This window comes from Nocardia coffeae (assembly GCF_019890715.1).
GTDB lineage: Bacteria > Actinomycetota > Actinomycetes > Mycobacteriales > Mycobacteriaceae > Nocardia > Nocardia jiangxiensis.
On the sequence record NZ_JAINZY010000021.1, the window covers coordinates 66,148 to 93,003 of the forward strand.

Below are 26,856 nucleotides of genomic sequence, written 5' to 3' on the forward strand. Positions count from 1 at the left end.
GCTGCGCCGCGATGTGTCGCCGGAGTCACCGCAGGGCTCCTTCGGCGTGAGCCGTGGGTGCCTGGTTCGGGTCCTGTCCCGCGGCGAGACTGCCGAGCACATCGACGGTGCCGAGGTAGTAGTCCTGCTCGGTGGTGTCGGGGACCATCGCGTGCGGCGGGAGAGTCATGCCGGGCTCGAGCGGGGCCAGCAGCCGGTCCTTCTCGTAGATCAGATCCGCGCGGTTGTCGTCGGCGAGTTCGTATTCGTTGGTCATCGTCAGCGCGCGGGTGGGGCACGCCTCGATGCACAGTCCGCAGCCGATGCAGCGCAGGTAGTTGATCTGGTAGACCCGGCCGTACCGTTCGCCGGGGGAATAGCGTTCGGTCTCGGTGTTGTCCGCGCCTTCGACGTAGATCGCATCCGCGGGGCACGCCCACGCGCACAGTTCGCAGCCGATGCATTTCTCCAGCCCGTCGGGGTGCCGGTTGAGCTGGTGACGGCCGTGATAGCGGGGCGCGGTGGGGACTTTGACCTCGGGATAGAACTCGGTGTTGGGCTTTTTGAACATGGTCAGGAAGGTGACCGCGAAGCCGCCGAACGGTTCGAGCAGTCCGGGTTTCGGTCCGCGCGCGGGTGGGGTGGTGGGCATCGGCGGGACCGGGAATCCGGCGTATTCCGGTGCGGGATGCGCGGATTCGGTGCGGGCGGGCCGGTCGTTTCCGCGCAGCCCGGCGCGCACCACCGCCGCGAGCAGCAGCAGGGTCAGCACGATGCCGCCGATCACCAGTCCGGCGGTCTGTACGTGATATCCGTTGTCCTGCAGCACTTTCAGTACGGCCACGAACATCACCCACAGCAGCGAGGCCGGGATCAGCAGCTTCCAGCCCAGATTCATGAACTGGTCGTAGCGCAGCCGCGGCAGCGTGCCGCGCAGCCAGATGAATACGAACAGGAACACCCACACCTTCGCGGTGAACCACAGCAGTGGCCACCAGCCCGAATTCGCGCCCGCCCACAGGCTCAGCGGGAACGGGGCGTGCCAGCCGCCGAAGAACAACGTGGTCGCCAGCGCCGAGACGGTGCCCATGTTGATGTACTCGGCCATCATGAACATCGCGAATTTGAGCGAGGAGTATTCGGTGTGGAATCCGCCGACCAGTTCGCCCTCGGCTTCGGGCAGGTCGAACGGGGCGCGGTTGGTCTCGCCGACCATCGAGACCGCGTAGATCACGAACGAGGGCAGCAGCAGGAACACATTCCAGGTGCCGAACTGGTACGCGACGATGCCGGAGGTGGACATGGTGCCGGTCAGCAGGAACACCGCGGCGAAGCAGGCGGCCATGGCGATCTCGTAGGAGATCACCTGCGCGGTCGAGCGCAGCCCGCCCAGCAGCGGATAGGTCGAACCCGAGGCCCATCCGGCCAGCACGATGCCGTAGACCCCGACCGAGGCCATCGCCAGGATGTACAGCACCCCGACGGGCATATCGGTCAGTTGCAGCGGAGTGTGCGTGCCGAAGATCGACACCTGCGGCCCGAACGGCATCACCGCGAACGCCATCACCGCCGGAATCAGCGAAATCACCGGCGCGAGAATGAATATCGGCTTGTCCACGATGGCCGGGACGATGTCCTCCTTCAGGAGCATCTTGACCCCGTCGGCGATGGACTGCAGTGTCCCGTTGGGGCCGACGCGGTTCGGGCCCACCCGCATCTGCATGAACGCGACGATCTTGCGTTCGGCGTAGACGCCCAGCATCGGGATCAGCAGCAGGAAGATGAAGATCGCGACGCATTTGACGATCACCAGCCACCACGGGTCGTGCCCGAAGGCGGTGAGGTCGGTGCTCGCCGCGGTCGATGTGGCTACGAGCTCATTCACGGTGGTCCTCCCGTCGGATCCGCACCAGGCGCCCGGGGGTGACGGCGAGGTGTTCGTACACCGACGATCCCGGTGAGTTCAGCGGCAGCCACACCACCCGGTCGGGCATCTCGGTGACCACCAGGGGCAGGGTGAGGTGGCCGTGGTCGGTGCTCACGTGCACCGGATCGCCTGTGGCGGCCCCGATTGCGGCCGCGGTGTCGTGCGAGAGCCGCACCACCGGTGGGCGCGCGGTTCCGGCGAGGTTCGCTTCGCCGTCCTGCAGGCGGCCGCGATCGAGCAGCATGCGCCATCCGGCCAGCACCGCGGTGCCGGGTGTGCGGTCCGGGACCGGTTCGGGCATCGTGTCCGGTCCGGTGGCCGGTGGTCCGTCCCACGTGCCGAGGTTCGCCAATTCCCTACGGGCCGAGGCGATATCGGGCAGGCCCAGCCGCACGCCCATCTCCTCGGCGATGGCGTGCAGGACGCGATGGTCGGCCAGTGGCGCGGATTGCCGGCGCACGCTGGGATCGGCGAGGGCGGCGTCGAATTCGCGGGCGCGGCCCTCCCAGGTCAGGAAGGTGCCCGCCTTCTCCATGGCGGTGGCGACCGGGAACACAACGTCGGCGCGGTCGGTGATCTCGCTGCTGCGCAGTTCCAGGGCCACCACGAAGCGGGCGGCGTCGATGGCCGCGAGTGCCGCGCGGGGGTCGGGCAGGTCGGCGACCTCGACTCCGCCCACGACCAGTGCTCCGAGTGTGGCGGCGTCGGCGAGGATGGTGGCGGTGTCACGTCCGGGTGCGGCGGGCAGTTCGTCCAGGTCCCACGCGGTCTTGATCTGTTGGCGGGCACGGGAATCGGCGACCGGGCGTCCGCCGGGCAGCAGACCGGGCAGTGCTCCGGCCTCGAGTGCGCCGCGCTCGCCCGCGCGCCGGGGTACCCACGCCAGTGCCGCTCCGGTGTCGTCGGCGAGCCGGGCGATCGCGGTGAGCGCGCCGGGGACCGTGGCCAGGCGTTCCCCGGCCAGGATCACCGCGCCGGGCACGCGCAGCAGCTCGGCCGGTGCGTCGAGCTCGGCGGGACCGTCGCCGATGCGCAGCGCCTCGAGCAGGCGCGGCTCGTCGCCGGGCACCGTGGAAATCAGCGTGCCGGCCATCCGTTCGAGCCCGCGCGAGGCGTACGCGGCCAGCGAGTACACCGGAAGTCCGTGCTTACGTGCGGCTTTGCGCAGCCGCACGTACACCATCGGCGATTCCTCTTCGGGCTCGAATCCGGCCAGCAGCACCACCGGCGCGGTCTCGAGGGCGGCGTAGTCCACGCGCATGCCCTGTCCGGCGATGCGGGCGGCCAGGAACCGGGTCTCCTCGGCCGAATGGGCGCGGGCCCGGAAGTCGATATCGTTGGTGTCCAACGCGATTCGCGCGAATTTCGAATACGCGTAGGCGTCCTCGAGGGTGCTGCGGCCGCCGACGAGCACACCGGCGTTACCGTGCGCGGAGGCCAGCCCCTCCGCGGCGCGGGCCAGCGCCTCGGACCAGGATGCCGGGGCCAGGGTGCCGTTCCAGTCGCGCACCAGCGGGGTGGTGAGGCGATCGGGTTGAGTGGCGTAGCTGAACGCCCAGCGGCCCTTGTCGCAGTTCCATTCCTCGTTGACCTGCGGATCGTCACCGGCCAGGCGACGCAGCACGGTGCCGCGGCGGTGGTCGGTGCGCTGGGCGCAGCCCGAGGCGCAGTGCTCGCACACCGCGGGACTGGAGACCAGGTCGAAGGGCCGGGCGCGGAAGCGGTAGGTGGTGCCGGTGAGTGCGCCGACCGGGCAGATCTGCACGGTGTTGCCGGAGAAGTAGGAGTCCAGGGGTTCACCGTCGGCGATGCCGACCTGTTGCAGCGCACCGCGATCCATCAACTCGATGAACGGATCCCCGGCGACCTGCTGGGAGAAGCGGGTGCAGCGCGCACACAACACGCACCGTTCGCGATCCAGCAGCACCGCGCTGGAGAGCGGAATCGGTTTGGGATACGTACGTTTGACGCCTTCGAAGCGGGATTCGGCGCGTCCGGTGGACATCGCCTGGTTCTGCAACGGGCATTCCCCGCCCTTGTCGCACACCGGGCAGTCGAGTGGATGGTTGATCAGCAACAGTTCCATCACCCCCTCCTGCGATTTGCGCGCGACGGGGGAGCTGAGCTGGGTGCGCACGATCATGCCCTCGGTGACCGGAATCGTGCAGGACGCCACCGGCTTTCGCTGCCCTTCGACCTCGACGAGGCATTGGCGGCACGCGCCGACAGGGTCCAGCAGCGGATGGTCGCAGAATCGGGGGATCTGGATGCCGACCAGTTCCGCGGCGCGGATCAGCAGTGTCCCGGCGGGCACGCTGAGGGTGGTGTCGTCGATGGTCAGGCTCACCAGATCCGCGGGGGTGACGCCGCTGGTGTCGGTGGGGACCGTGGCGGTCATCGCGTGCCTCCTCGTTCGGCGATGGCGGTCTCGGCGGTGGCCCACGCGGTGCTGCGGGCCGGGTCGAATGGGCAGCCGCCGCGCAGGTGCTGCTCGTATTCCTCGCGGAAGTACTTCAGGGAGGAGAAGATCGGGCTGGCCGCGCCGTCGCCCAGGGCGCAGAACGACTTGCCGTTGATGTTGTCGGCGATGTCCAGGAGCTTGTCCAGATCCGTACCGGTGCCTTGCCCGGTTTCGATGCGTTCGAGCAGCTGCACCAGCCAGTAGGTGCCCTCGCGACAGGGCGTGCATTTGCCGCAGGATTCGTGGGCGTAGAACTCGGTCCAGCGCAGCACTGCCCGCACGACGCAGGTGGTGTCGTCGAAGATCTGTAATGCCTTGGTGCCCAACATGGATCCGGCCGCGGTGACGTTCTCGTAGTCCAGTGGCACGTCCAGGTGTTCGGCGGTGAACAGCGGGGTGGACGATCCGCCGGGCGTCCAGAACTTCAGCGTGTGCCCGGCGCGTACGCCGCCCGCGTACCCGAGCAGCTCACGCAGCGTGACACCGAGCGGGGCCTCGTACTGGCCGGGCCGGGTGACGTGTCCGGACAGCGAGTACAGGGTGAATCCGGGCGAGCGTTCGGAACCCATGGTGCGGAACCAGTCGACGCCGTTGCGGATGATCTCCGGGACGCTGGCGATGGATTCGACGTTGTTGACCACGGTCGGGCAGGCGTACAGGCCCGCGACGGCCGGGAACGGCGGACGCAGCCGGGGCTGGCCGCGGCGGCCCTCGAGCGAGTCCAGCAGCGCGGTTTCCTCACCGCAGATGTATGCCCCGGCACCGGCGTGCACGATCAGGTCCAGGTCGTAGCCCGAGCCGAGGATGTCGTGTCCGAGGTAGCCCGCAGCATAGGCTTCCGCGACCGCGACCTGCAACCGTCGCAGCACGGGCACGACCTCACCGCGCACGTAGATGAACGCCTGTGCCGCACGGATCGCGTACGCCGCGATGATGACGCCCTCGATGAGCACGTGCGGGGTGGCCAGCATCAGCGGGATGTCCTTGCAGGTGCCCGGCTCGGACTCGTCGGCGTTGACGACCAGATAGTGCGGTTTGCTCGTGCCGTCCGGGCCGGGGCCCTGCGGGATGAATCCCCATTTCATGCCGGTGGGGAAGCCCGCGCCGCCGCGTCCACGCAAACCGGAGTCCTTGACCGTGGAGATGACCTCGTCCGGTTCCATGCGCAGTGCCTGGGACAGTGCGCGGTAGCCGTCGTGGCGGCGGTAGGTGTCCATCGTCCAGGACTGCGGTTCGTCCCAGTAGCGGGTCAGTACGGGTACCAGGCTCACCGGTCGCTCCCGTTCGATGCGGCCGAATCATGCTGCGGCGGTGATTGTTCGATGCTGCGCGCGATCTGCAGTCCGGCCAGGGTGGGCGCGCCGGGTTCGCCGTCGGTGGCTCCGGGACGTTCGTCCGGGAATCCGGCCAGCACGCGGGCGGTCTCGCGAAACGTGCACACCGGCAGGCCGCTGCGGGTTCCGGTGACCGGCTCGCCCGCGCGCAGCGAATCCATCAGGGCGCGTGCGGATTCGGGAGTCTGGTTGTCGAAGAACTCCCAGTTGACCATCAGCACCGGTGCGTAGTCGCAGGCGGCGTTGCATTCGATGTGCTCGAGGGTGATGCTGCCGTCGGTGGTGGTCTCCCCGTGCCGCACACCCAGATGCTCCTGCAGTGCAGCGAGGATCTCGTCGCCGCCCAGCACCGCGCACAGCGTGTTGGTGCACACCCCGACGTGGTAGTCCCCGGTCGGGCTGCCGCGGTACATCGAATAGAAGGTGGCCACCGCGGTCACCTCGGCGTCGGTCAGCCCCAATTGTTCTGCGCAGAAACCGATTCCGGTGCCCGAGACGTATCCCTCCACGCTCTGCACCAGATGCAGCAGCGGCAGCAGCGCCGAGCGTGACTGCGGATAGCAGTCCAGGATGGTCTTGGCGTCCGCGGCCAGGCGGTCGTGCACCTCGGCCGGATACGGGATCGGTTTGGTGGTCAGTTTCAGCATGATTCGGCTCATCGGTCCACACCGCCCATCACCGGGTCCAGACTCGCCACCGACGCGATGACGTCGGCGACCATGCCGCCTTCGCACATCGCGGCCACGGCCTGCAGATTCGTGAACGAGGGGTCGCGGAAGTGCACCCGGTGCGGACGGGTGCCGCCGTCGCTGACCATGTGCACGCCGAGTTCGCCGCGCGGGGATTCGACCGCGCAGTACACCTGTCCCGGCGGCACCCGCATTCCCTCGGTGACGAGTTTGAAGTGGTGGATCAGCGCCTCCATGGAGGTGCCCATGATGGTGCCGATGTGCTCGGGGGAGTTGCCCAGCCCGTCCGGGCCCAGGGCCAGGTCCGCGGGCCAGGCGATCTTCTTGTCCTCCACCATGATCGGGCCGGGCCGCAACGTGCCCAGGCACTGCTCGACGATCTTGAGCGATTCGCGCATCTCGTTGACCCGGATCAGGTAGCGGCCGTAGCAGTCGCTGCCGGTGTCGGTCATGACGTCGAACTCGTAGTTCTCGTATCCGCAGTACGGCTGGGACTTCCGCAGATCGTGCGGCAGTCCCGTGGCGCGCAGCACCGGGCCGGTGATGCCCAGGGCCATGCATCCGGCCAGATCCAGATAGCCGACGTCGCGGGTGCGGGCCTTCCAGATGGGGTTCTGGTTGAGCAGCAGTTCCATATCGCGCAGCCGTTTCGGCATGAGCGCCAGCAGATCTCGGATCTTGGCCACGCCGTCCTCGGGCAGATCCTGGGCCAGGCCGCCGGGACGGATGTAGGCATGGTTCATCCGCAGGCCGGTGATGGTCTCGAAGATGTCCAGGATCAGTTCGCGCTCACGGAATCCGAACAGCATCGGGGTCAGCGCGCCCAGTTCCATGCCGCCGGTGGCCAGGGCCACCAGATGCGAGGAGATCCGGTTGAGCTCCATGAGCATCACCCGGATCACGTTGACGCGCTCGGGAATCGCCTCGGTGATGTCGAGCAGTTTCTCCACCGCCAGGCAGTAGGCGGTCTCGTTGAAGAACGGCGAGAGGTAGTCCATGCGGGTGACGAACGTGACGCCCTGCACCCAGCTGCGGAATTCGAGACTCTTCTCGATGCCGGTGTGCAGATAGCCTATGCCACAACGGGCTTCGGTAACGGTCTCGCCCTCGATCTCCAGGATCAGCCGCAGCACACCGTGGGTGGAGGGGTGCTGCGGGCCCATGTTGACCACGATGCGTTCCTCGGCCGCGCCGTCGAGGGCTTCGCGCACGTCGTCCCAGTCCTGCCCGACGACGGTGATGGTGGTTTCTCCCGGCTGCTGCGCGCGCCGGGTTTCGGTCTCGCTCATCAGTTGTACGTCCTCCGCTCGTCGGGCGGCGGGATGCGCGCGCCCTTGTACTCGACCGGGATCCCGCCGAGCGGGTAGTCCTTGCGCTGGGGGTGTCCGCGCCAGTCGTCGGGCATCTCGATGCGGGTCAACGAGGGGTGACCGTCGAACAGGATGCCGAAGAAGTCGTAGGTCTCCCGCTCATGCCAATCGGTGGTGGGATACACCGAATACAGCGAGGGGATGTGCGGATCGTCGTCGGGCGCGGCCACTTCCACGCGCAGTCGCCGGTTGTGGGTGATCGACATCAGGTGGTAGACCGCGTGCAGTTCGCGCCCGGCGTCGTCGGGATAGTGTGCTCCGCTCACGCCCAGGCACAGTTCGAAACGCAGCGGGGCCGCATCGCGCAGGGCTTGTGCGAGGGCGGGCAGGCGTTCGCGGCGCACGTGCAGGGTCAGCTCGTCGCGGAAGACCACGACCTTCTCGATCGCGGCGGTGAAACCTTCGTCGGACAACGCGTGCCGTAGCTGGTCGATCAGCTCGTCGAAGTAGCCGCCGTAGGGCGGGGGTGTGCTGCCGGGCAGGCTCAGGGTGCGGATGAGGCGGCCGTAGCCGGAGGTGTCACCGCTGCCGGTGACTCCGAACATGCCGCGCCGCACGCCGATCACCTCGTCGGCGGGTTCGGGCTGGGGTGTGGGGGTGGGCTCGGATCGTTCTGTGCTGGACGGGGTGTCGTTCACCGCGGCCTCCGGTGTGCGCTCGCTGGTGCCGGGGGAGTCGAAGGTCATCGCAACAGCCCCTTGAGTTGGATGGTCGGGGTGACCGCCAGGGCCGCGGCCTCGGCGGCGCGCACGGCCTCCTCGCGGTTGACCCCGAGGGGCATGTGCTGGATCTTCTCGTGCAGGGTGAGGATCGCGTGCAGCAGCATCTCCGGGCGGGGCGGGCAGCCGGGCAGGTAGATGTCCACGGGCACAACGTGATCCACGCCCTGCACGACGGCGTAGTTGTTGAACATCCCGCCCGAGGAGGCGCACACGCCCATGGCCAGAACCCATTTGGGCTCGGTCATCTGGTCGTAGACCTGGCGTAGCACCGGGGCCATCTTCTGGCTGACCCGACCGGCCACGATCATCAGATCGGCCTGCCGGGGCGAGGCGCGGAACACCTCCATCCCGAATCGGGCGCTGTCGAATCGGCCCGCGCCGGTGGCCATCATCTCGATCGCACAGCACGCCAGCCCGAACGTCGCGGGCCACAGCGAGCCCTTGCGCAGATATCCGGCGAACTGTTCGACCGTGCTCAGCAGGAATCCGCTGGGCAGTTTCTCTTCCAGACCCATCTCGGACCGACTCGCTTCCGTCCTCGAAACCCTCGCTCCGGTACGGACCGGAGGCGGGTTTGCCGTTCCGTGTGCTTGGTGGTGTACCTCGGTGATCGTGTTGCTCGGTGACGCCGGATCAGTCCCAGCTCAGGCCGCCGCGCCGCCATTCGTAGGCGTAGGCGATGGAGACGTTGACGATGAACAGCGCCATCGCGGCCAGGCCGAACAGGCCCAGCGCGTCGAAGTGGACCGCCCACGGATACAGGAACACGATCTCGATGTCGAAGATGATGAACAGCATCGCGGTCAGGTAGTACTTGACCGGAAAGCGTTGTCCGGCAGCGTTTCCGGGACCGCCGGCCACGGCGTGGGGGGTGGGTTCGATACCGCACTCGTAGGGTTCGAGCTTGGCTCGGTTGCGGCGTTTGGGGCCGATCAGGGCCGCGAGCAGGATCGACCCCACCGCGAACGCCGCAGCGATCGCGCCGAGAACGAGTGTGGGAACTTCGTTATTCACAACTGCACAACCCCTTCTCCGTATCCTCGGACGGCAGCAGCCGAGGCGGGGCTGACATCGTCGTCTGCCGGGCCAGTCTCGCCCCCAGGGCGCACTCGGTCGCGAGCGCGGACGGGTGAGGGACCTGACTTGGGCGGGTACTCATACCAACGCCCGCACTCGTGTGAGCTACAGCACAGCCTACAACCGTTCCTTCTCAATGCGTGCCGATTCGCAGCCGTGTTTGATCGAATTCAGAACTGTCACTTATGACCGAAACGGCGTAATGATCGGATTTGCCGGGCGCGCCGAACGCCCGCCTCCGAGGGAGTGCGGGCGTTCGGGGAGAACGGGATTCTTGGGTGCCGGGTTCAGGCGGCTTCGGAGTTGCGCAGCAGGCCGACCACGGCTTCGGTGAGCCGGAACGGGTCGATCGGATGCGGGACCGCGGCCTCGGCGCGCGACCAGTTCGCCAGCCAGGCGTCGTCGGGGCGGCCGGTGAGCACGAGGATCGGCGGGCAGGGCTCGACCTCGTCCTTGAGCTGCTTGGCCAGACCGAGTCCGCCGGTGGGGGCGGCCTCGCCGTCCAGGATGGCCAGGTCGATACCGCCGGTGTCGAGCCGGTCCACGACCACCGGCGCGGTGGCCACCTCGAGGTACTCGAGCGGTGGCAGATCGGGGTGCGGATGGCGCCCCAGGGCGAGCATCACCTGGCGGCGAGTATCGGAATCGCTGCTGTACACGAGAACCCGCAGCACCGCGGGACGGTTTGCTTCGGCCACGTTCGGCATGGTACGTCCGCAGACCGTCCGGGCGTGGCAGGTTCGCCGCACTCGGTGCGTCCCGGTATGAATCCGTGCTGGTCATCGGCGGCGAAACGCGAGATCCTGAGTAGCGGGGTGGCCGACGAGGTGGTGAAGGGCGATGCGAATTTCGGAGGTTCTGCGCAAGAAGGGCGCCGAGGTGGTCACGATCGGGCCGCAGGCCACGGTCGCCGAACTGCTGGGGGTGCTGGCCGAGCACAATGTCGGGGCGGTGGTGGTCTCGGGCGACGGGCTGGCGATGGATGGCATCGTCTCCGAGCGCGACGTCGTGCGGCGCCTGCACGCGATGGGCGCTGCGCTGCTGGAATCTCCGGTGCAGGACATCATGACGATGGTGGTGCACACCTGCTCACCGGCGGATCGGGTGGAGAGCCTGCGCTCGACGATGACCGAACATCGCATCCGTCATCTGCCGGTGGTGCAGAACGGGCAGATGGTGGGGATCGTGAGCATCGGTGACGTGGTCAAGAACGCGATCTCCGAACTGGAGACCGAGCGCGAGCATCTCGAGCACTATCTGCAGGGCTGACTCGCGCGGAATGCGCTGCGGTACCGCGCGACACCGTAGGTGCGACGGTCGAATTCGGCGGTCCGGAAATACCGCTGTGCGGATTTTCATCGGTTCGTAACAGAAAATGCCTGCGCGCCGATGGAATTCGAGGCAGACTTTCGGTGGGCTATTCGCCGATACCAAGCTCGCGGTCGAAGCACCGCTGATCGGGTGGGGTCCGGGATGCGCCGAAACCCTCGGACCTCACCACCCGATACCACGTCGTGGCGCGAAACTCACCCGTACCCGACAGGCCGCCGTCACGGCCGGAAATTTCCGGTCGTAAAAGACAATTCGAGGCAATCCGACCGGTCTGCACCTGATTTCGTCATCGAATTTCCGGCGCGTGCGCGCGGATGTGCTTGCCGCTGCGGAAGTTCACCGCTCACGCGCGTGGCCCGGACCGATCGATGCCGCCCTCGCCGCGCGTATTAGGGTCTGTGACGCACCGCTACGGCGGCCGGGGTGCCCGGCCCTTGTCCTGAAGGAAACTCTATGCGTCGCACCGCGATCACCGTGTTGACCCTGGCCGCTGCCCTCGCGTGTGGCGCGTGCGGTTCCTCGGGAGGTTCGGACGGCTCGAACGCGGCATCGGCGTCCTCGGCGGTGAGTTCGCCGGAGGCCGCGCCGAGTTCCGCGCAGTCCGCGGCACAGCAGTGCAGCAGCCAGACCTGGCCGCAGAAGCTGCCGGACTTCCACGGTAAGGCGCTGGGCGAGATGGTGGTCGGTGCGGGCCTGTGCTACAACATCACCGCGATCACCGCGCCGGACGGCACCGACGTCATGCACGACGCGGCCGGGATGACCAAGCCCTGGACGGTGGCCTCGCAGTCCCCGGCGGCGGGCACCTCGGTCACCGCGCAAACCCCGATCACGCTGAAAGTCACCGCGGCGCAGCACAACTGACCGGCCGCGGTGACCTCGCGCGGGATTACCTGCCCACGACGCGGGCGAACCGTTCGGGGTAGCGGGCCCCGGCGACGTCCGCGGTGACGTCCTCGATGCGGGCCAGTTCCTCAGGCGTGAGGGTGATCTCGGTCGCGGCGACGTTCTGCTCGAGGTAGGTGCGGCGCTTGGTGCCCGGGATCGGGACCACGTCCGCGCCCCGGCTCTGCACCCAGGCCAGCGCCAATTGTCCTGCGGTGCAGCCCTTCTCCTCGGCCAGGGTGCGCAACGCGGTGACGATCGCCAGGTTGCGGTCCAGGTTGCCCTCGGCAAAACGCGGCATACCGCGGCGCATGTCGTCTGCGGGCAGCTCCTCGGCGGAGGTGATCGCGCCGGTGAGCAGGCCGCGCCCCAGCGGGGAGAACGGCACGATGCCGATGCCCAGTTCGCGGCACACCGGCACCACTTCGTCCTCGATCTCGCGGGTCCACAGCGACCATTCGCTCTGCAGCGCGGTCACCGGGTGCACGGCGTGGGCGCGGCGGATGGTGTCCGCGGCGGCCTCGGAGATTCCGGCGTACCGGATCTTGCCTGCGGCGGCCAGTTCGGCCAGCGCGCCCCAGGTCTCCTCGATCGGGACGTTCGGATCGACGCGGTGCTGGTAGTACAGGTCGATGTGATCGACTCCGAGGCGGGTCAGGGACTCCTCGCAGCACTGTTTGACGTAGGCGGCGTCGCCGCGGGCGCTCATCGTGCCGTTCTCACCCCACACGATGCCGAATTTGGTGGCCAGGACCACCTGGTCGCGGCGTCCGGCGATGGCGCGGCCGACGAGTTCCTCGTTGGTTCCCGGGCCGTAGACGTTCGCGGTGTCCAGCAGGGTGACACCGAGTTCGAGTGCGCGATGGATGGTGGCGATGGATTCGGTGTCGTCGTCGCGCACGCCGTAGGCCTGGCTCATACCCATGCAGCCCAGGCCCTGGGCGCCGACGGTGAGTTCTCCGAGTGTGCGGGTCGCGATCATGGCTGGATCCTCCTGAGGAACACCGGAATTGGCAGGTGAGTCACGCTCACCACCGACGACGCTAGGTGCTGGAGCGCACTCCAGGTCAAATCGGTTTTCCGATGCCGTGTCCGCTCACTCGTCGAGCAGATCCACGATCCTGGTCAGGGTGGTCGCCAGGATGCGGCGTTCGTCGTCGTGCAGGTGATCCAGTACGTCGGCGAAGCGCTGGATGCGCGCGGAGGTCAGGCCGTTGACCATGTCCTGGGCCGGTCCGGTGGCCGACAGGACGTGCGCGCGGCCGTCGATCGGGTCGGGGGCGCGCTGGACGTACCCGCCCTTCTCGAGCTGGGTGATGATGCGGGACATGGTGGGTGCGGTGACGCGTTCGGCGGCGGCGAGATCGCCCAGGCGCATCGGCCCGCACCGCACCAGGGTGCCCAGGGCCGCGGCGGAGCCGGGGCTCAGTGCGCCGGTGTCCCCGGCGCGGCGCAGCAGCCGGGTGATCCGGCCGACGGCCAGATACGCATCGGCCGCCTCGGCCAGACGTTCGGCACTGTGCTGCTGAATCATCCGATCCTCGTTCCTACCCGGCTCGATACCCGCACTGACTGTGTCAGCAAGTATGCCCGTCGTGCGGGGCGCCGGGGCGTGCGGTGCGCGGCGAATCGTGCCGCCGCGCACCGCACGTGGATCACTATTCGACCTCGGCGGTGATGTCCGCCGCGTGGCGGCCGTTGCTGCCGTTGCTCGCGATACCGTGTCCGGCGTCGGCGGGCAGGTCGAAGCCGAGTTCCAGATCGTGCGAGACCTGCGAGCCGGTGATGCGCACCCGGCTCGACACCGGCGGGTAGCCGCGGGTCACGACGGTGTACTGGCCCTCGACCAGATCGGTGACGCTGTAGCGGCCCTCGTCGTCGGTGCGGGCGGAGCCGAGGATGCCCCCGGTCGCGTCCTGCACGATGACCTGGGCGTCGGGCACGGCGCGTCCCTGTGCCCACACCGAACCGCTCAGCACCGCCATGGTGGTCAGCTCGACGTCCTGTGCGAGCACGCCGCTGTCGGGGACGGTGAGCGTGATCGCGGTGGGCCGCATGTGCTCGGCGACCGCGACCAGCGTGTACACCCCGGACACCACGCCCTGGCAGGCGTAGTCGCCGCGGGTGCCGGAGACCGCGGCCCCGACGACCTCGCCACGCATATCGGTCAGCGTGATGGTGGCTCCGGCCAGCGGCCGCAGATCATCGGCCGAACGCACGACGCCGGACACCTCGCCCGAACCCTGCAGCGGCACGTCCAGGCGTTGCGGGTGGCCGTCGACAGTGACGTTCACCGCGGCGGGCTGGTGCCCACCGGCCGACACGATCAGCACGTAGCTGCCCGCGGTGGGCGGCTCGATGACGTACTCGCCCTGCTGATTGCCCGTGGCCCGCGAAACCTGGTGTCCGCGTTGGTCGATCAGCGTCAGCGCCACCCCGGGCACCACGTATCCGTCCGAGCGCACGATCCGGCCGCTGATGGCGCGGCCGTCCGCGACCAGCGGGCGGGTCGAGGGTGCGGCGGGAGCCCGGAACGTCGCGGGCGCCGGCGCGGTGAGCGTGCTGGCGACGGCGTGCCCGTTGGTGGCGGGCACCGGCAGCTGCTCGGTGTCGTCGATGATGCCCTCACGGGTGGCCTCGGCCAGTTCGGCGGCCTCGTCCACGGCGTAGTCACCCTTGGCGAACCAGGAGGCGATCGAGCCGAGCAGCAGCATCACCGCGGCGGCGATGAACACCGCGATCAGACCGGAGTGGAACGGTCCGGAGATCAGGTGCGGGAAGAACTGCTCACCGGTGATGGTGTCGCCGTTCACGCCGGGCTGGTTCAGCACGTCGGGGGAGATCATCTCCTTGAACGGGTTGTAGCCCAGGAACGTCGCGAACAGGCTGCCCACCGGCGGGGTGTTGGAGAGCTGATCGGCCACGTTCGCCGGGATGCCCTGGTCGCGCAGTCCGGAGTTCATCGCGTTGGGCAGGGTGCCGGACAGGCCCGCGATCATCAGCGAGAAGAAGATGCCGATCGACAGCGCCATACCGCCGTTCATCAGCGTCGCGCGCATACCCGAGGCCACACCGCGCTGGTTGGCCGGCACCGAGGACATCACCTCGGCGGTGTTGGGCGAGGTGAAGATGCCCATACCGAAGCCGTTGAGCAGGATGATCAGCGCGAACAGCCAGTAGTTGAAGTTGACCGGGATGATGATCAGCAGCACGAAGGTGATCGCGGCCAGCAGCAGGCCGCCCGCGGCGAAGACCCGTCCGCCGAAGCGGTCGCTGAGATAGCCCGACAGCGGGCCCGAGACCAGGAAGCCGATGGTCAGCGGCAGCATGTAGATGCCCGCCCACAGCGGGGTGTCCTCGAAGCTGTAGCCGTGCTGGGGAAGCCAGATGCCCTGCAGCCAGATGATGAGCATGAACTGCAGGCCACCGCGGCTGACCGAGGTCATCAGGCTGGCGAAGTTGCCCAGCGCGAAGGTCTTGTTGCGGAACAGCGACATGTTGAACATGGGCTGGCGCGATTTGGCTTCGATGATGCAGAAGATCACCAGTAGCGCCAGGCCGCCGATGACGCCGGTCAGCACCCAGGGGTTGCCCCAGCCGGTGTTGGAGCTGCCGTAGGGCTGGATGCCGTAGGTGATACCGGCCAGCAGTGCGGTCAGGCCGATGGCGAAGGTGAGGGTGCCGGGGATGTCCAGCGAGCCGGGGGTGCGCTGGCCGTTGTCGTGCAGGGACCGGTAGGACCAGATGGTGCCGATGATGCCGAAGGGCACGCTGATCCAGAACACGGCCTTCCAGTCCCACTCGGCGAGCAGCCCGCCCAGCAGCAGGCCCAGGAACGAACCGGCCACGGCCGCGACCTGGTTGATGCCCAGGGCGAAACCACGCTGTTTGGCGGGGAAGGCGTCGGTCAGGATGGCCGAGGAGTTGGCCATCAGCATGGCGCCACCGACACCCTGGACCACTCGCCAGGCGATCAGCCAGATCGCGCCGCCGCCGTGGTCGAACGGGTCGAAGGACAGCAGGATCGCGCAGACGGTGAAGACGATGAATCCGGCGTTGTAGATCTTGACTCGGCCGAACATGTCGCCGAGGCGGCCGAACATGACCACCAGTACCGCGGAGGTGAGCAGGAAGCCCATCATCAGCCACAGCAGGTAGCTGACGTTGCTGGACTCGAGCGGATTGAGGTGCACGCCGCGGAAGATCGCGGGCAGTGAGATGAGCACGATCGAGGAGTTGATGGTGACCATCAGCATCCCCAGCGTGGTATTCGACAACGCCACCCACTTGTAGTGCGGGTGATCGTGGTCGACGCGGAGCCGCCGGCGAACGGTCTGGACGTCGCCGACGTCCAGGTCGGCGGAAGTTTGTGCGGAAGCCAAGAGTCCCTCTCCCCGAGGATTGCCGTGAATAGTGCCTCACTCAATATAGTTGCAATATGCTAACTAACTAAATGGAGTGAATAGGGAATTGGTCACACCTCGGCCGGGAATACGCTCGGCGTGGTAGAGGATCAGGGCGCGGGAACCGCTTCGAAGGCCCGGTCGCCGGGGGCGGCGTGATGCAGCAGATGGTCGATGAACAACCGGGCCGGTGGGGTCGGTGTGCGAGTGGTGACCGCGAACCAGGGCCGGTCCAGCGGGGTGCCCTCGACCGGCAGGATCTCCAGATGTCCTGCGGTCACGTGTGATTCGACCGCGTCGCCGTGGATCAGCGTGACGCCCAGCCCTTCTCGCGCGGCGGCCAGCACCGCGCCGTGCGTGCCCAGGGTGAGTGTGGGCGGGCGGATCTGCAACCGGTCCAGCAGGGCCAGGGTGGTCGCGCGGGTGCCCGAGCCGTGCCCGCGCAGCAACCAGGTGGCGCGCAGCGGATCCGGGCAGCGGCCGGGTGAGCCGACGACCACCAGACGGCTCGGCCGGCGCGCGCGCACCACCAGCCCGGCCTCGCGCGGCGGGCGACCGGCGATCACGAGATCGCTTTCGTGGTGCTGCAATTCGAGGAACAACATATCGCGCGGATGGATCGACAGCCCCACTTCGATATCGGGATAACGGTCCCGGAACGCGGCCAGCGGACGCAGCAGAACGTATTCCCCGGCGGTGGCGACCACCCCGATCCGCAATCGTCCGGTATCCGCGCGGCGCACCGCGGCTTGGGCCTCGCGCATCAATCCCAGAATGCTGCGGCAGTATTCGGCGTACACGCGCCCGGCATCGGTGAGTACGATCCCGCGCCCGGATTTGGCGATCAGTTTCGCGCCCAACTGCTTTTCGATATGGGCGACAGCCGCCGAGGCAGCGGCCTCGGTGATGTGCAGCTGCGCGGCGGCGCGGCGAATGCTGCCGTGGCGGGCCACGGCCAGATACGTCTCCATCCGGACCGCACTCACCGTTCCCATCGTCAGACGGTAGCAAACTCAACTGTTCGGTTGAGCGTGCCGAGAAACAATCGAATTGTCCGTGGAGGTGCCCGCCCGCATCCTGAATCTGCAAGGCGCACAGGCTCGCTCGCACAGGAGGAGATATGGCCGAGGAATCCACTCGTGACCGCTGGGATCCGGGCGTGCAGTCCTATGCCTCGATGGGCTATTACGATCCGCACTACGAACCCCGGGACACCGACGTGCTCGCGGTGTTCCGGGTGACCCCGCAGACGGGCGTGGACCCGATCGAGGCCGCCGCGGCGGTGGCGGGCGAATCCTCCACCGCCACATGGACAGTCGTGTGGACCGACCGGCTCACCGCGCACGACCGCTATCGCGCCAAATGCTATCGGCTCGATGCGGTGCCGGGTCGTCCGGGCGAGTACTTCGCCTATGTCGCTTACGATCTGGACCTGTTCGAGGAGGGGTCGATCACCAATCTGACCTCCTCGGTGATCGGCAACGTATTCGGCTTCAAACCGCTGGCCGCGCTGCGGCTCGAGGACATGCGCATTCCGGTCGCGTATGTCAAGACCTTCCCCGGCCCGCCGCACGGAATCGTCACCGAGCGGGAATATCTGAACAAGTACGGGCGCCCGCTGCTGGGCGCGACGGTCAAACCCAAACTCGGTTTGTCCGCGCGCAACTACGGGCGCGTGGTGTACGAGGCGTGCCGGGGCGGACTGGATTTCACCAAGGACGACGAGAACATCAACTCCCAGCCGTTCATGCGCTGGCGTGATCGCTATCTGTTCGCCATGGAGGGGGTGAATCGGGCGATCGCGGAAACCGGCGAGCTCAAAGGCCATTATCTCAACGTCACCGCCGCCACCATGGAGGACATGTACGAGCGCGCGGAATTCGCCAGATCACTCGGCAGCGTGATCATCATGATGGATCTGACCGTCGGATACACCGCGATGCAATCGATGTCGACGTGGGCGCGGCGCAACGGCATGCTGCTGCATCTGCATCGCGCCGGCCATTCCACCTTCACCCGGCAGAAGACGCACGGGGTGAGTTTCCGGGTGCTGGCCAAGTGGTGCCGCCTGATCGGGGTGGATCATCTGCACGCGGGCACCGTGATCGGCAAACTCGAGGGTGACCGCAACACGGTCAAGGGGTTCTACGACACGTTGCGGGAGAACTACATCCCCGCCGACGCGGGCACCGGGATCTTCTTCGATCAGGACTGGGCGAGTCTGCCGGGCGTGCTGCCGGTGGCCTCGGGCGGCATCCACGCCGGGCAGATGCATCAGCTGCTGGATCTGTTCGGTGACGATGTGATCCTGCAGTTCGGCGGCGGCACCATCGGACATCCGATGGGTATCGCCGCGGGCGCGGAGGCCAATCGGGTGGCGCTCGAGGCGGTGGTCAAGGCCCGCAACGAGGGCCGCGATCTGCTCACCGAGGGCCCGGCGGTGTTGCGCGCGGCCGCGCGCGGCTGTCGTTCGCTCGAGGCCGCGCTGGCGGTGTGGGGCGAGGTCACCTTCGAATACACCTCCACCGACGCTCCCGACGCCGTACCCACGGCGACGCTGTGAATCAGAAAGGGCTGCCATGTATGTGCGTCAGGGGACCTTCTCGCATCTGCCGGAACTGTCCGACGCCGAGATCGGCGCGCAGGTGCGGTACGCGCTGCTGAACAACTGGCCGGTGTCGATCGAGTACACCGACGATCCGCATCCGCGCAACGTGTACTGGGAGATGTGGGGGCTGCCGATGTTCGACCTGCACGAACCCGACGGGGTGTTGGCGGAGATCGCCGCGTGCCGGGATGCGTTGCCGCGCCACTACATCCGGGTGACCGCCTACGACGCCCGGTACGGGCGTCAAACCACCGCGCTGAGTTTCCTGGTGCAGCGCCCGCCGGTCGAACCCGGATTCCGGTTGACGCGCACCGAATCCGACGATCGCGCGCAGCGGTACGGATGGGCCGCGTACGCCAGCGATCAGCCGCCCGGCGAGCGGTACCGCGAGTGAGGCCGGATGCGATGACGAACGCGGGCAACGGATTTCGGATGCATCGTCCCGATCCGGTCTCGGGCAGCCCGCCCGGGGAGGCGCCCGGTCCGGAGTCGTGCGGGCCGGAGATTCTCGGTCCGGACGCGGAGCTGGATCTGTCGCAGGATCCCGCGACCAGGGAGGTCGAGCGCACCCTGGCGCGGCTGGACGCGGAACTGGTGGGTCTGTCGTCGGTCAAGACGCGGGTGCGGGAGATCGCGGCGCTGCTGCTGATCGATCGGGCCCGCGCCCGGTTCGGGCTCGCGGCCGCGCGCCCGACGATGCACATGAGTTTCACCGGCGGTCCGGGCACCGGCAAGACCACCGTGGCCCTGCGCATGGCGGATCTGCTGCACGCACTCGGTTACATCCGTAAACCGCTGGTGCACAGTGTGACTCGCGATGACCTGGTGGGCCAGTTCATCGGTCACACCGCGCCGCGCACGAAGGAGGCCCTGGCGCGCGCGGCCGGGGGTGTGCTGTTCATCGACGAGGCGTACTACCTGTTCCGCCCGGAGAACGAACGCGACTACGGGCAGGAGGTGATCGAGATCCTGTTGCAGGAGATGGAGACCGAGCGCGCCAGCCTGGTGGTGATCTTCGCCGGGTACCCGGATCGGATGGAGACGTTCTTCTCCGCCAATCCGGGCCTGTCCTCGCGGGTGGCGCACCACATTGATTTCCCGGACTACAGCCACGGCGAGCTGATGGCCATCGCGGAGTTGATGGCCCGGGGCGAGCAGTTCGCCCTGGATCCGGGCGCGGTCACCGCCCTGGGCGAATATCTCGAATTGCGGATGGCCCGACCGCGATTCGCCAACGCGCGCAGCCTGCGCAACGCCCTCGAGCGCTGCCGGTTGCGCCAGGCCCGCCGGTTGGTGGACCTGCACCGGCCGCTGCGGCGCACCGAGCTGATCACGTTGACCGCCGCGGATGTGTACGGCAGCAGCGTGTTCCGCGACGCCGATCCGGTCCCCGTCACCGACGACGGAGCCGGGCGTCGCGACGACGGGGACGATCCGTGAGGAGCTGACAGACGCGATGTCCGAGAGACTCGAGACACTGACCCGGTACACGATCGCGCAGGAACACCGCCATCCCGGCTCCTCGGGTGAGTTCTCCGCACTGCTGAACGTGGTGGCCACCGCGACGAAGATCATCGCCAATCAGGTCACCCGGGGCCGCATCGTGGACACCGGTGCGGCGGACCCGGCGCCGATCGCGGAGCATCGCCGGATCGACGCGATCGCCAACGACATCATGGTCGCCGAATCGGAGTGGACCGGCCCGCTCGCGGCGCTGCTGTCCGAGCAGATGACCGGATTCCATCCGGTGCCCACCGAGTTCCGGCGCGGCAAGTATCTGCTGGCGTTCGATCCGCTGGACGGCTCATCCAATATCGACGTGAACCTGCCCGTGGGAACGATTTTCAGCGTGCTGCGCTGCCCCGACGACGCCCGCGCACCAGGCGCGCGGGACTTCCTGCAGCCGGGAGTGCGGCAGGTGTGCGCGGGTTTCACCCTGTACGGCCCGGCCACGATGCTGGTGCTGACCACCGGGGACGGGGTGGACGGTTTCACCCTGGATCGGGAGATCGGCGCGTTCGTGCTCACCCATCCGCGTATGCGCATCCCCGAGGACACGTCGGGATTCGCGATCAACGCCGCCAACGAGCGGTTCTGGGCCCGGCCGGTGCGCCGTTACGTGCACGAATGCCTGGCCGGGGTGGACGGCCCGCGCGGGCGGGATTTCAACATGCGCTGGGTGGCCTCACTGGTGGCGGACACCTTCCACATCCTGACCCGCGGCGGGGTCTACCTGTATCCGTACGACACCCGGTGTGCGGGCCGGGTGTCGCTGCTGTACGGGGCGAATCCGATCGCGTTCGTGGTCGAGCAGGCCGGCGGGGCGGCCACGACCGGGCACGCGCGGGTGCTGGAGGTGCCGCCGGGGGATCTGCATCAGAGGGTGCCGTTGATCTTCGGTTCGCGCCGGGAGGTCGAGCGCATCGAGCGCTATCACCGCGAGCCCGAGGAGGGGCCGCGGTTCGACGCGTCGCTGTTCGGCACGCGGTCGCTGTTCCGGCCCGCGGGCCACTGAAACGAGGTGCGATGTCGCTCAAACATCCCGTGGTCGCGATCACCGGGTCCTCCGGTGCGGGCACGACCAGTGTCACCCGGACCTTTCAGGAGATCTTCCGCCGCGAGGGGATCGATGCCGCTGTGGTGGAAGGGGATTCGTTCCACCGGTTCGATCGCGGGGAGATGGCGCTGGCGATGGCCGAGGCGGAGCAGAACGCGGATCGGCACTTTTCGCATTTCGGTCCGGAGGCGAATCTGCTGTCCGAACTCGAGGCGCTGTTCCGCGATTACGGCGAGACGGGGGTGGGTCTGGTGCGCCGGTATCTGCACGACGAGGCCGAGGCCAAACCCTTCGGGCAGCCGCCGGGCACCTTCACGCCGTGGCAGGAGCTCGCGCCGGGCAGTGATCTGCTGTTCTACGAGGGGTTGCACGGTGCCGCGGTGACCGAGAAGGTCGATATGGCCCGGCATACCGATCTGCTGGTGGGTGTGGTGCCGATCATCAATCTGGAGTGGATTCAGAAGGTGATCCGGGACAAGACCGAACGCGGGTATTCCGGTGAGGCCGTGCTGGATACGATCCTGCGCCGCATGCCGGACTACGTGAACTACATCTGCCCGCAGTTCTCCCGCACGTACGTGAATTTCCAGCGGGTGCCCACGGTGGACACCTCCAATCCGTTCGTCGCGCGCACGATTCCGACCGCGGACGAGAGTTTCGTGGTGATCCGGTTCGCCGATCCGAAGGTGATCGACTTCCCGTATCTGCTGTCGATGCTGCACGATTCGTTCATGTCGCGGCGCAACTGCATCGTGGTGCCGGGCGGGAAGATGGACCTGGCGATGCAGTTGATCTTCACCCCGCTGATCCTGCGGTTGATGGACAAACGCCCGAACAGCCGGGTGTGAGCCTCAGCAGGCCGGGTACGGCTGTCCGGGTTGCACGGGAACGGTCCGCACCGTGTGCGATTCGCGGTCCTCGCGACGCTCGACCGGGCACACCCGGACCACCGCGGGCGCGGAGTCGGCGCGGTTGCCCGCGTTGTCGAAGTAGATCGGCCCGCCCGCGCCGGGGATCGCCTGACCGGGTGCGTTGTATCCGCTGATCACCGTGTTGACCTGCCCGCGGGTGACCGGCTCGTGCTGGGGCAGGGTGTGTACCGCGGTGGCGATGGTGGTCACCGCGTCGTAGCCGTTGACCGCCCAGCCCTGCTCGAGGCGGGAGTGGTCGAGCCGGGCGGCGGTGAAGGCGTTCTGGTAGTCCAGGAACGCGGTGTCGTCGGCCGGGCGGTGGGTGTCGGCGATCATGCTCGACAGCAGCCGCACCCGGCCACTGGTGAAGCTGGCCGAGCTCAACGCCTTGCTGCGCAGATCCTCGAGCACCGGATCGGGTTCGGGCGTGGACAGCCGCACCGCGTCGGAGGTCGCGATCACGGTGATCGAGGGCGCGGCGCACTGGCCGTTGCCGTACGCCTGGTCCACGCTGAACAGGAACCGGCTCAGGTCCCGGCCCCGGGCCAGATAGGCGACCGTGACGTCTTTGGTTTCGGCACAGACTCTTTCGGCGGTCTGCACGACGGTGCTGGGTTCGGTCGCGTCGAACTTCACATCCGGTGCCTCGGTGTGCAGGGCGCGGTGCAGCAGGGGCAGTGCGGTGCAGGTGTAGGGGTCGGTGGTGCCGGTGGGGACCATCACGAAGTCGGGGGAGTTCGCGGCGACCTTCGTCAGCGAATCGACCTGCACCGCCACCCGGAACGCGACTCGATAGAAATAATCCTTACCGACGCCGTACTGGTAGGTCTCCTTCGCATCGCAACCGTCGTAGATCGGTTGATCGCGGCGCGAACCGTCCTGGTCGAAACCTTCGGCGGTCACCACGTCCCCGACGGTCGGAAGCTTCGCCGCGGTAAGGGTTCCCACGACCTCGGTGGTGCTCTGGTAACTGAGCCCGACCCCGGCGACGGCCACCACGTCCGCGCGCGCGGCCATCGCCTGTGCGACCGCACGGGGGCCGGGCCCGTGCTGATCGTCGCCGAGCTGGCCGATCAGCAGCTTCACCGGGTGCAGGCATCCTGAATCGTCCGCGCGGCGTTGCGCTGCGGCCATGCCCTCGAGTTGGTCGAGGGCGCGGCCGCCGACCGACGGGTCGGTGAGACTCAGCAGCACGCCGACGGTGACGGGTGTGCCTGTGGGGCAATTGGTTGCGGCACTGTCGTTCTGTTGCCGGATCAATCGCATGACGGGGGCGAATTCACGTACGCCGAAGTCGTAGGGGCCCGAACTGAGTCCGACGCACTGGTTTTCGGCGTGCCAGGTCGGCGTGCTGGTGTACCAGCCGCGACCGCAGGTGAGTAGCTGCCCGATGTGCGGCGCCAACACGATCGCGGTGGGAACCACGATGACGACGGTCGTGACCGTGCTCAGGAAGGGCAGCCATACGCGCAGCGGGCGTGGTGGTGCGACGGTCCACGGCGCGAACCATCTCTTCAGCCGGGACCGCCATCGGTGGTTCATCATGGCCCTTTCGGTCGGAAGCGGATTCGTCACGCCTGGATGGAATTCCGGGTCAGCACCAGATTCGGATCCGGGACGGGACGGTGTCGGGATCGGCCAGGAACGTCTCGGCGCGCCCGATCTGGTGATCCAGGCGATCGCGCGTCGCGTCGTCGGTCACCGTGGGATTTCGACAGCTGGGCACCGCGGCGAGCAGTGTCGCGATATGCCACTCGCGGGTGTCCTCCCGGTACAGTCCGCGCAGGTCCTCGACCCGGGGTGCTCGGGCGTGCGGGTCGGGGGTGGCGAGAATGTCGCTGACCAGTGCCGTCCAGTCCTGCCACGACAGCCGCGTGTGCAGTTCGGCCAGTTCACCGACGACCTCGATATGCCTGCGCAGCAAGCGATCACAGCTCAGCCGCGCCGCCGTGTCGTTTCTGTCGCACCGCTCACGCAGCAGTTCGAATACGGCGTCCCAGTCGCGTTCCGGGTCCGTGCGGACAGCCAGTGCCCGCAGACCCAGATAGCGCGCGAGGGGATGCATGCGTGCGGTCACCTCGTCGGGGCGATGTGTGCTCCACAGCGTCGAGGAGGTGTACAGCGGATGCTGCACACCGCCGATGACGTCGCGGTTGTGCAAACCGAGCAGACTCCGCGCCTCGGGCAGATTTCGGGCCGCCGAGATGGTGACCAGAGCGTCGATGAGTTCCTCGGTGGGCCGGGTGGCCGGATCGAGCCCGGCGGCGAAGACCTGTAGCAGGTGCCGCTCGAGTGTGGGGACGTGCCGGTGCGCGGGATCGTCTGCGCTGTCGGGCTTTTGCGCCGCAGCACGTCCGTCCGGCTGGACCCGGCTGGACAGCAGCGCGTCGATGTCGCGCCACAGCCGGTGATCCGCGCTGATCTTCTGCAGCGACAGCTCGGTGGCCTCGTGATGCCGGTGGGCCAGGCGCTCGAGATTCGAGGCGATGGTCTGGGCGTGGAACGGGGCGATGGCACCGGCCCGCAGGAGTAGTTCGTTCTTGGTGAATCCGGTGAGTTCTGCGCGCAGCCAGGGGCGGGCTGCCAGGGTGGGCGCGGCGTGGTCGACCACGGTGTGGGCCCAGCGGCTGCCGTGGCCAGACGCATTGTCCGGAGCGAGGATGGCGCGTACCTCGGTGTGGGCCCAGTCGGGATCGCCGCCGGATTGTTCGTACAGCGCGGCGGTGAGCGCGCCGGAACTCGCGGTCACCAGCGTGAGCGGATCGGCGGCGACTGCTCCGGCGGCCGCGACGAGTTCGCGCACCCGCAGCAGTGACTGGGTGAACGCCGTGGCCATCGGCAGATCGCCGTCGTCGAGCAGCAGCAGGATGTTGGGCGTCCGCGACCCGAGCCTGGTCACGCTCTCGCGCAGGTCCGCCAGCAGCGCGCCGGTCAGCATGTCGTCCACGCCGCGCTGCACGACCGGATCACGTTGTCGCGCATGGTTACTGAGGTCGATCAGCACATGTTCGGGGATGCTTCTGATACTGAGGTCATGGCTCGTGCCCAGGTCACGATGCCCGAACCACTTCACGGCGTGGTCGAGCCTGCGGCGCATCCCCTTGCGCACGAGCACCGGCACCGCCCCGCTGATCCATTCGGCCTTGGCGGCATCGAGCACGATGTTCAGTGGCGGCGGAGGATTGGGGATCGCGGCCGCGACGAATCGGGCCAGTCCGTCCAGCAGACCGCGCAATTGCTGTGGGTCGCAATATTTGTCGAGCTCGGCGTCGAGCAGCCGCAACTGGTCGTCGAGGGCCAATCCGCGGAAGTCGGTGCCGATCGCGATGTGCGCCACCAGCATCCGCATCCGGGTGAGGCGAAATCCCGGCAGCCGCTTGCCCAGCCACACCATGATCGCGACCATGAGGGGGCGCAAGGGATCTCGTTCCTCGGGGTCGATGCGCGTTTCCCGGTCGGCGAGTTCCCATTCGCGGGAAGTGAGGCGTTCGGCGTATGTCCTATTCTTCCATTCATCCAGAATGTCGAGTAGTAAGCCGGTTCGGCCGGAACCGCCGCAGCCCTCCAGCACCAACACCGGCCGTGGCCGGAGCTGATTGTGGTCGTGCGGCGACTCGGTGAGTCGTTCGACGAGTACGGGCAGGATTTCGCGCAAGCTGATCTCGTCGGCCATCGATTCCCCCTCCGCCGGAATACGATCGCGTGTGTAGAAGACAGGCTCTGCCCGACAGGCGTGCCTGTCAAGTCGAAAAGTCGGCCCGAATCCTGTTGCGCGAGTCAGTTTCCGGAACGGGACTGTTCCTGGCGGCGCACCCAGCGGATGTCCGCGCGCCAGGTGTAGGCGGCGACCAGAGCCGAGCCGACGGCCGCGGCGATGAGCATTTCATCGCCGTTCACGGCCAGGCTGACCAGTCCGCCGATCGCGGCGCCGGTGACGAAGGACAGCCACTGCACCGCATAGTTGAGCCATTCGCGGTGGGTGCCGCCGGCGAGGTGGCGCTCGACGCCCTGAGCGAATTTGACCAGTGTCCCGGTGACGTAGGTGACCGGAATCGACACCTCGCCCTTGCGCACGAACGAAGTATTCAGCGAACCCATGGCGAATGCGACGAACAGAATCGGGACCAGTCCCACGCTCGCCGCGTGGCTGAACGCGTCCACCGTCGCGGCGATCACCAGCGCGAAGGTGGCCAGCATCGTCGCGCCGTGCGGGTGGTTGCTCCACCAGTGGCGGCGGCAGACCGAGGCGCAGAACACACCGGCCAGGAAGCAGACGATCAGCAGGAACGCGCCGCGCGCGAGCAGGAAGTCGCCCAGGAATCCGCCGATGACCGCGCGTTCGGTGTTGCCGGTCATGAAGGTGACGAAGTATCCCTCGGAATGGGTGTAGGCGGCGGCGCCGACGAATCCGGCCAAGATCAGTAGTGCCGTGGCCAGCCGGGCTTCCAGATCCCAGAACGGTTCGCGTGCGTCGTTCGAGTTCGCGGTCACAGCGACAGGCTAGCAATCTGTGCGGCACCGAGCATGAATTGTGAGATGGGCCGCCTCGGGTGCATCGATGTGAGGAGATCGGCGAGAAGTTCCGCGAATGCTTCCCGAGG

At 67.7% G+C, this 26,856-nt stretch carries 23 protein-coding genes and 1 pseudogene; 7 read left to right on the plus strand and 17 right to left on the minus strand.

From position 1 onward, the window contains the following. Positions 1 to 25 precede the first annotated feature (25 nt). The 9 genes from nuoH to K7711_RS43040 form a co-directional block, all read right to left on the minus strand. A complete protein-coding gene (nuoH, locus tag K7711_RS48160) occupies positions 26 to 1,864 on the minus strand; it encodes an NADH-quinone oxidoreductase subunit NuoH (RefSeq protein WP_222978170.1) in 1,839 nt (612 codons plus the stop codon). Then, positions 1,857 to 4,304: an NADH-quinone oxidoreductase subunit G gene (locus tag K7711_RS43005; protein ID WP_222978172.1), complete on the minus strand. Its 2,448-nt coding sequence runs from the start codon at positions 4,302 to 4,304 to the stop codon at positions 1,857 to 1,859. Before K7711_RS43005 ends, nuoH begins: the two co-directional genes overlap by 8 nt. Next, complete coding sequence (gene nuoF / locus K7711_RS43010; protein WP_222978174.1) at positions 4,301 to 5,638, minus strand: NADH-quinone oxidoreductase subunit NuoF; 1,338 nt, start codon at positions 5,636 to 5,638, stop codon at positions 4,301 to 4,303. The genes K7711_RS43005 and nuoF overlap by 4 nt, the downstream gene beginning before the upstream one ends. Then, on the minus strand, positions 5,635 to 6,360 hold the full coding sequence (gene nuoE / locus K7711_RS43015) for an NADH-quinone oxidoreductase subunit NuoE (RefSeq protein ID WP_222978176.1): 726 nt from the start codon (positions 6,358 to 6,360) through the stop codon (positions 5,635 to 5,637). Before nuoE ends, nuoF begins: the two co-directional genes overlap by 4 nt. Continuing rightward, the gene (nuoD, locus tag K7711_RS43020) at positions 6,357 to 7,679 is read right to left on the minus strand and encodes an NADH dehydrogenase (quinone) subunit D (protein WP_222978185.1); all 1,323 of its coding nucleotides are present in this window, start codon (positions 7,677 to 7,679) and stop codon (positions 6,357 to 6,359) included. The genes nuoE and nuoD overlap by 4 nt, the downstream gene beginning before the upstream one ends. Then, positions 7,679 to 8,446, minus strand: coding sequence for an NADH-quinone oxidoreductase subunit C (locus K7711_RS43025; protein ID WP_222978187.1), 768 nt, complete (start codon positions 8,444 to 8,446; stop codon positions 7,679 to 7,681). The genes nuoD and K7711_RS43025 overlap by 1 nt, the downstream gene beginning before the upstream one ends. Next, on the minus strand, positions 8,443 to 8,997 hold the full coding sequence (locus tag K7711_RS43030; protein ID WP_067674818.1) for a NuoB/complex I 20 kDa subunit family protein: 555 nt from the start codon (positions 8,995 to 8,997) through the stop codon (positions 8,443 to 8,445). The genes K7711_RS43025 and K7711_RS43030 overlap by 4 nt, the downstream gene beginning before the upstream one ends. A 118-nt stretch (positions 8,998 to 9,115) precedes the next feature. Next, positions 9,116 to 9,496, minus strand: a complete 381-nt coding sequence (locus K7711_RS43035) for an NADH-quinone oxidoreductase subunit A (RefSeq protein ID WP_222978189.1) — start codon at positions 9,494 to 9,496, stop codon at positions 9,116 to 9,118. 350 nt (positions 9,497 to 9,846) lie between these two features. Beyond that, positions 9,847 to 10,266 carry an Rv3143 family two-component system response regulator gene (locus K7711_RS43040; protein WP_222978191.1) on the minus strand — a complete coding sequence of 140 codons (420 nt, stop codon included), beginning with the start codon at positions 10,264 to 10,266 and terminating at the stop codon, positions 9,847 to 9,849. Positions 10,267 to 10,399: 133 nt separating this feature from the next. Here K7711_RS43040 and K7711_RS43045 point away from each other — a divergent pair, with 133 nt between their 5' ends. Next, positions 10,400 to 10,828 carry a CBS domain-containing protein gene (locus K7711_RS43045; protein ID WP_222978193.1) on the plus strand — a complete coding sequence of 143 codons (429 nt, stop codon included), beginning with the start codon at positions 10,400 to 10,402 and terminating at the stop codon, positions 10,826 to 10,828. 516 nt (positions 10,829 to 11,344) lie between these two features. Beyond that, on the plus strand, positions 11,345 to 11,755 hold the full coding sequence (locus K7711_RS43050; protein ID WP_222978195.1) for a PASTA domain-containing protein: 411 nt from the start codon (positions 11,345 to 11,347) through the stop codon (positions 11,753 to 11,755). Positions 11,756 to 11,780: 25 nt separating this feature from the next. Here the strand turns inward: K7711_RS43050 and K7711_RS43055 are convergent, their stop codons facing one another. The 5 genes and pseudogenes from K7711_RS43055 to K7711_RS43070 all read right to left on the minus strand — a co-directional run bounded on the left by K7711_RS43055 (position 11,781) and on the right by K7711_RS43070 (position 17,174). After that, positions 11,781 to 12,758 (minus strand): aldo/keto reductase, encoded by a 978-nt coding sequence (locus K7711_RS43055; RefSeq protein WP_222978197.1) that lies wholly within the window; start codon positions 12,756 to 12,758, stop codon positions 11,781 to 11,783. A gap of 114 nt (positions 12,759 to 12,872) precedes the next feature. Then, a complete protein-coding gene (locus K7711_RS43060) occupies positions 12,873 to 13,310 on the minus strand; it encodes a MarR family winged helix-turn-helix transcriptional regulator (RefSeq protein WP_222978198.1) in 438 nt (145 codons plus the stop codon). A gap of 124 nt (positions 13,311 to 13,434) precedes the next feature. Next, positions 13,435 to 14,439: an MSCRAMM family protein gene (locus K7711_RS48165; RefSeq protein WP_308015206.1), complete on the minus strand. Its 1,005-nt coding sequence runs from the start codon at positions 14,437 to 14,439 to the stop codon at positions 13,435 to 13,437. Beyond that, positions 14,440 to 16,158: pseudogene (locus K7711_RS48170) on the minus strand (MFS transporter); the annotation flags it as partial. It abuts the gene before it with no gap. A 131-nt stretch (positions 16,159 to 16,289) separates the two neighbouring features. Then, the gene (locus K7711_RS43070) at positions 16,290 to 17,174 is read right to left on the minus strand and encodes a LysR family transcriptional regulator (RefSeq protein WP_235748690.1); all 885 of its coding nucleotides are present in this window, start codon (positions 17,172 to 17,174) and stop codon (positions 16,290 to 16,292) included. 125 nt (positions 17,175 to 17,299) lie between these two features. On the opposite strand from K7711_RS43070, the gene K7711_RS43075 reads away from it, so the two are divergent. The 5 genes from K7711_RS43075 to K7711_RS43095 are packed head-to-tail and all read left to right on the plus strand — an operon-like array spanning position 17,300 to position 22,192. Continuing rightward, positions 17,300 to 18,742 carry a form I ribulose bisphosphate carboxylase large subunit gene (locus K7711_RS43075; protein WP_222978208.1) on the plus strand — a complete coding sequence of 481 codons (1,443 nt, stop codon included), beginning with the start codon at positions 17,300 to 17,302 and terminating at the stop codon, positions 18,740 to 18,742. A 16-nt stretch (positions 18,743 to 18,758) separates the two neighbouring features. Then, on the plus strand, positions 18,759 to 19,181 hold the full coding sequence (locus K7711_RS43080) for a ribulose bisphosphate carboxylase small subunit (RefSeq protein ID WP_222978210.1): 423 nt from the start codon (positions 18,759 to 18,761) through the stop codon (positions 19,179 to 19,181). Positions 19,182 to 19,219: 38 nt separating this feature from the next. Beyond that, complete coding sequence (locus K7711_RS43085; protein ID WP_235748691.1) at positions 19,220 to 20,227, plus strand: AAA family ATPase; 1,008 nt, start codon at positions 19,220 to 19,222, stop codon at positions 20,225 to 20,227. A 16-nt stretch (positions 20,228 to 20,243) separates the two neighbouring features. Next, entirely contained in the window at positions 20,244 to 21,302 is a 1,059-nt protein-coding gene (locus K7711_RS43090; protein WP_222978213.1) for a class 1 fructose-bisphosphatase, read from the plus strand. An 11-nt stretch (positions 21,303 to 21,313) separates the two neighbouring features. After that, the gene (locus K7711_RS43095; protein ID WP_222978214.1) at positions 21,314 to 22,192 is read left to right on the plus strand and encodes a phosphoribulokinase; all 879 of its coding nucleotides are present in this window, start codon (positions 21,314 to 21,316) and stop codon (positions 22,190 to 22,192) included. Positions 22,193 to 22,195: 3 nt separating this feature from the next. Here the strand turns inward: K7711_RS43095 and K7711_RS43100 are convergent, their stop codons facing one another. The 3 genes from K7711_RS43100 to K7711_RS43110 form a co-directional block, all read right to left on the minus strand. Continuing rightward, positions 22,196 to 23,830 carry an ABC transporter substrate-binding protein gene (locus K7711_RS43100; RefSeq protein ID WP_222978217.1) on the minus strand — a complete coding sequence of 545 codons (1,635 nt, stop codon included), beginning with the start codon at positions 23,828 to 23,830 and terminating at the stop codon, positions 22,196 to 22,198. Between the two features lie 19 nt (positions 23,831 to 23,849). Then, positions 23,850 to 25,928, minus strand: a complete 2,079-nt coding sequence (locus tag K7711_RS43105; protein WP_222978219.1) for a hypothetical protein — start codon at positions 25,926 to 25,928, stop codon at positions 23,850 to 23,852. 104 nt (positions 25,929 to 26,032) lie between these two features. Next, a complete protein-coding gene (locus K7711_RS43110; RefSeq protein WP_222978220.1) occupies positions 26,033 to 26,746 on the minus strand; it encodes a YoaK family protein in 714 nt (237 codons plus the stop codon). Positions 26,747 to 26,856: the final 110 nt, after the last annotated feature.

Coding starts and splice junctions, on each gene's coding strand:
- K7711_RS43005 (WP_222978172.1), bottom strand. CDS start 4,304: ATGACCGCCACGGTCCCCACCGACACCAGCGGCGTCACCCCCGCGGAT.
- nuoE (WP_222978176.1), bottom strand. CDS start 6,360: ATGAGCCGAATCATGCTGAAACTGACCACCAAACCGATCCCGTATCCG.
- nuoD (WP_222978185.1), bottom strand. CDS start 7,679: ATGAGCGAGACCGAAACCCGGCGCGCGCAGCAGCCGGGAGAAACCACC.
- K7711_RS43025 (WP_222978187.1), bottom strand. CDS start 8,446: ATGACCTTCGACTCCCCCGGCACCAGCGAGCGCACACCGGAGGCCGCG.
- K7711_RS43030 (WP_067674818.1), bottom strand. CDS start 8,997: ATGGGTCTGGAAGAGAAACTGCCCAGCGGATTCCTGCTGAGCACGGTC.
- K7711_RS43040 (WP_222978191.1), bottom strand. CDS start 10,266: ATGCCGAACGTGGCCGAAGCAAACCGTCCCGCGGTGCTGCGGGTTCTC.
- K7711_RS43045 (WP_222978193.1), top strand. CDS start 10,400: ATGCGAATTTCGGAGGTTCTGCGCAAGAAGGGCGCCGAGGTGGTCACG.
- K7711_RS43050 (WP_222978195.1), top strand. CDS start 11,345: ATGCGTCGCACCGCGATCACCGTGTTGACCCTGGCCGCTGCCCTCGCG.
- K7711_RS43055 (WP_222978197.1), bottom strand. CDS start 12,758: ATGATCGCGACCCGCACACTCGGAGAACTCACCGTCGGCGCCCAGGGC.
- K7711_RS43060 (WP_222978198.1), bottom strand. CDS start 13,310: ATGATTCAGCAGCACAGTGCCGAACGTCTGGCCGAGGCGGCCGATGCG.
- K7711_RS43070 (WP_235748690.1), bottom strand. CDS start 17,174: ATGGGAACGGTGAGTGCGGTCCGGATGGAGACGTATCTGGCCGTGGCC.
- K7711_RS43075 (WP_222978208.1), top strand. CDS start 17,300: ATGGCCGAGGAATCCACTCGTGACCGCTGGGATCCGGGCGTGCAGTCC.
- K7711_RS43080 (WP_222978210.1), top strand. CDS start 18,759: ATGTATGTGCGTCAGGGGACCTTCTCGCATCTGCCGGAACTGTCCGAC.
- K7711_RS43085 (WP_235748691.1), top strand. CDS start 19,220: ATGCATCGTCCCGATCCGGTCTCGGGCAGCCCGCCCGGGGAGGCGCCC.
- K7711_RS43090 (WP_222978213.1), top strand. CDS start 20,244: ATGTCCGAGAGACTCGAGACACTGACCCGGTACACGATCGCGCAGGAA.
- K7711_RS43095 (WP_222978214.1), top strand. CDS start 21,314: ATGTCGCTCAAACATCCCGTGGTCGCGATCACCGGGTCCTCCGGTGCG.
- K7711_RS43105 (WP_222978219.1), bottom strand. CDS start 25,928: ATGGCCGACGAGATCAGCTTGCGCGAAATCCTGCCCGTACTCGTCGAA.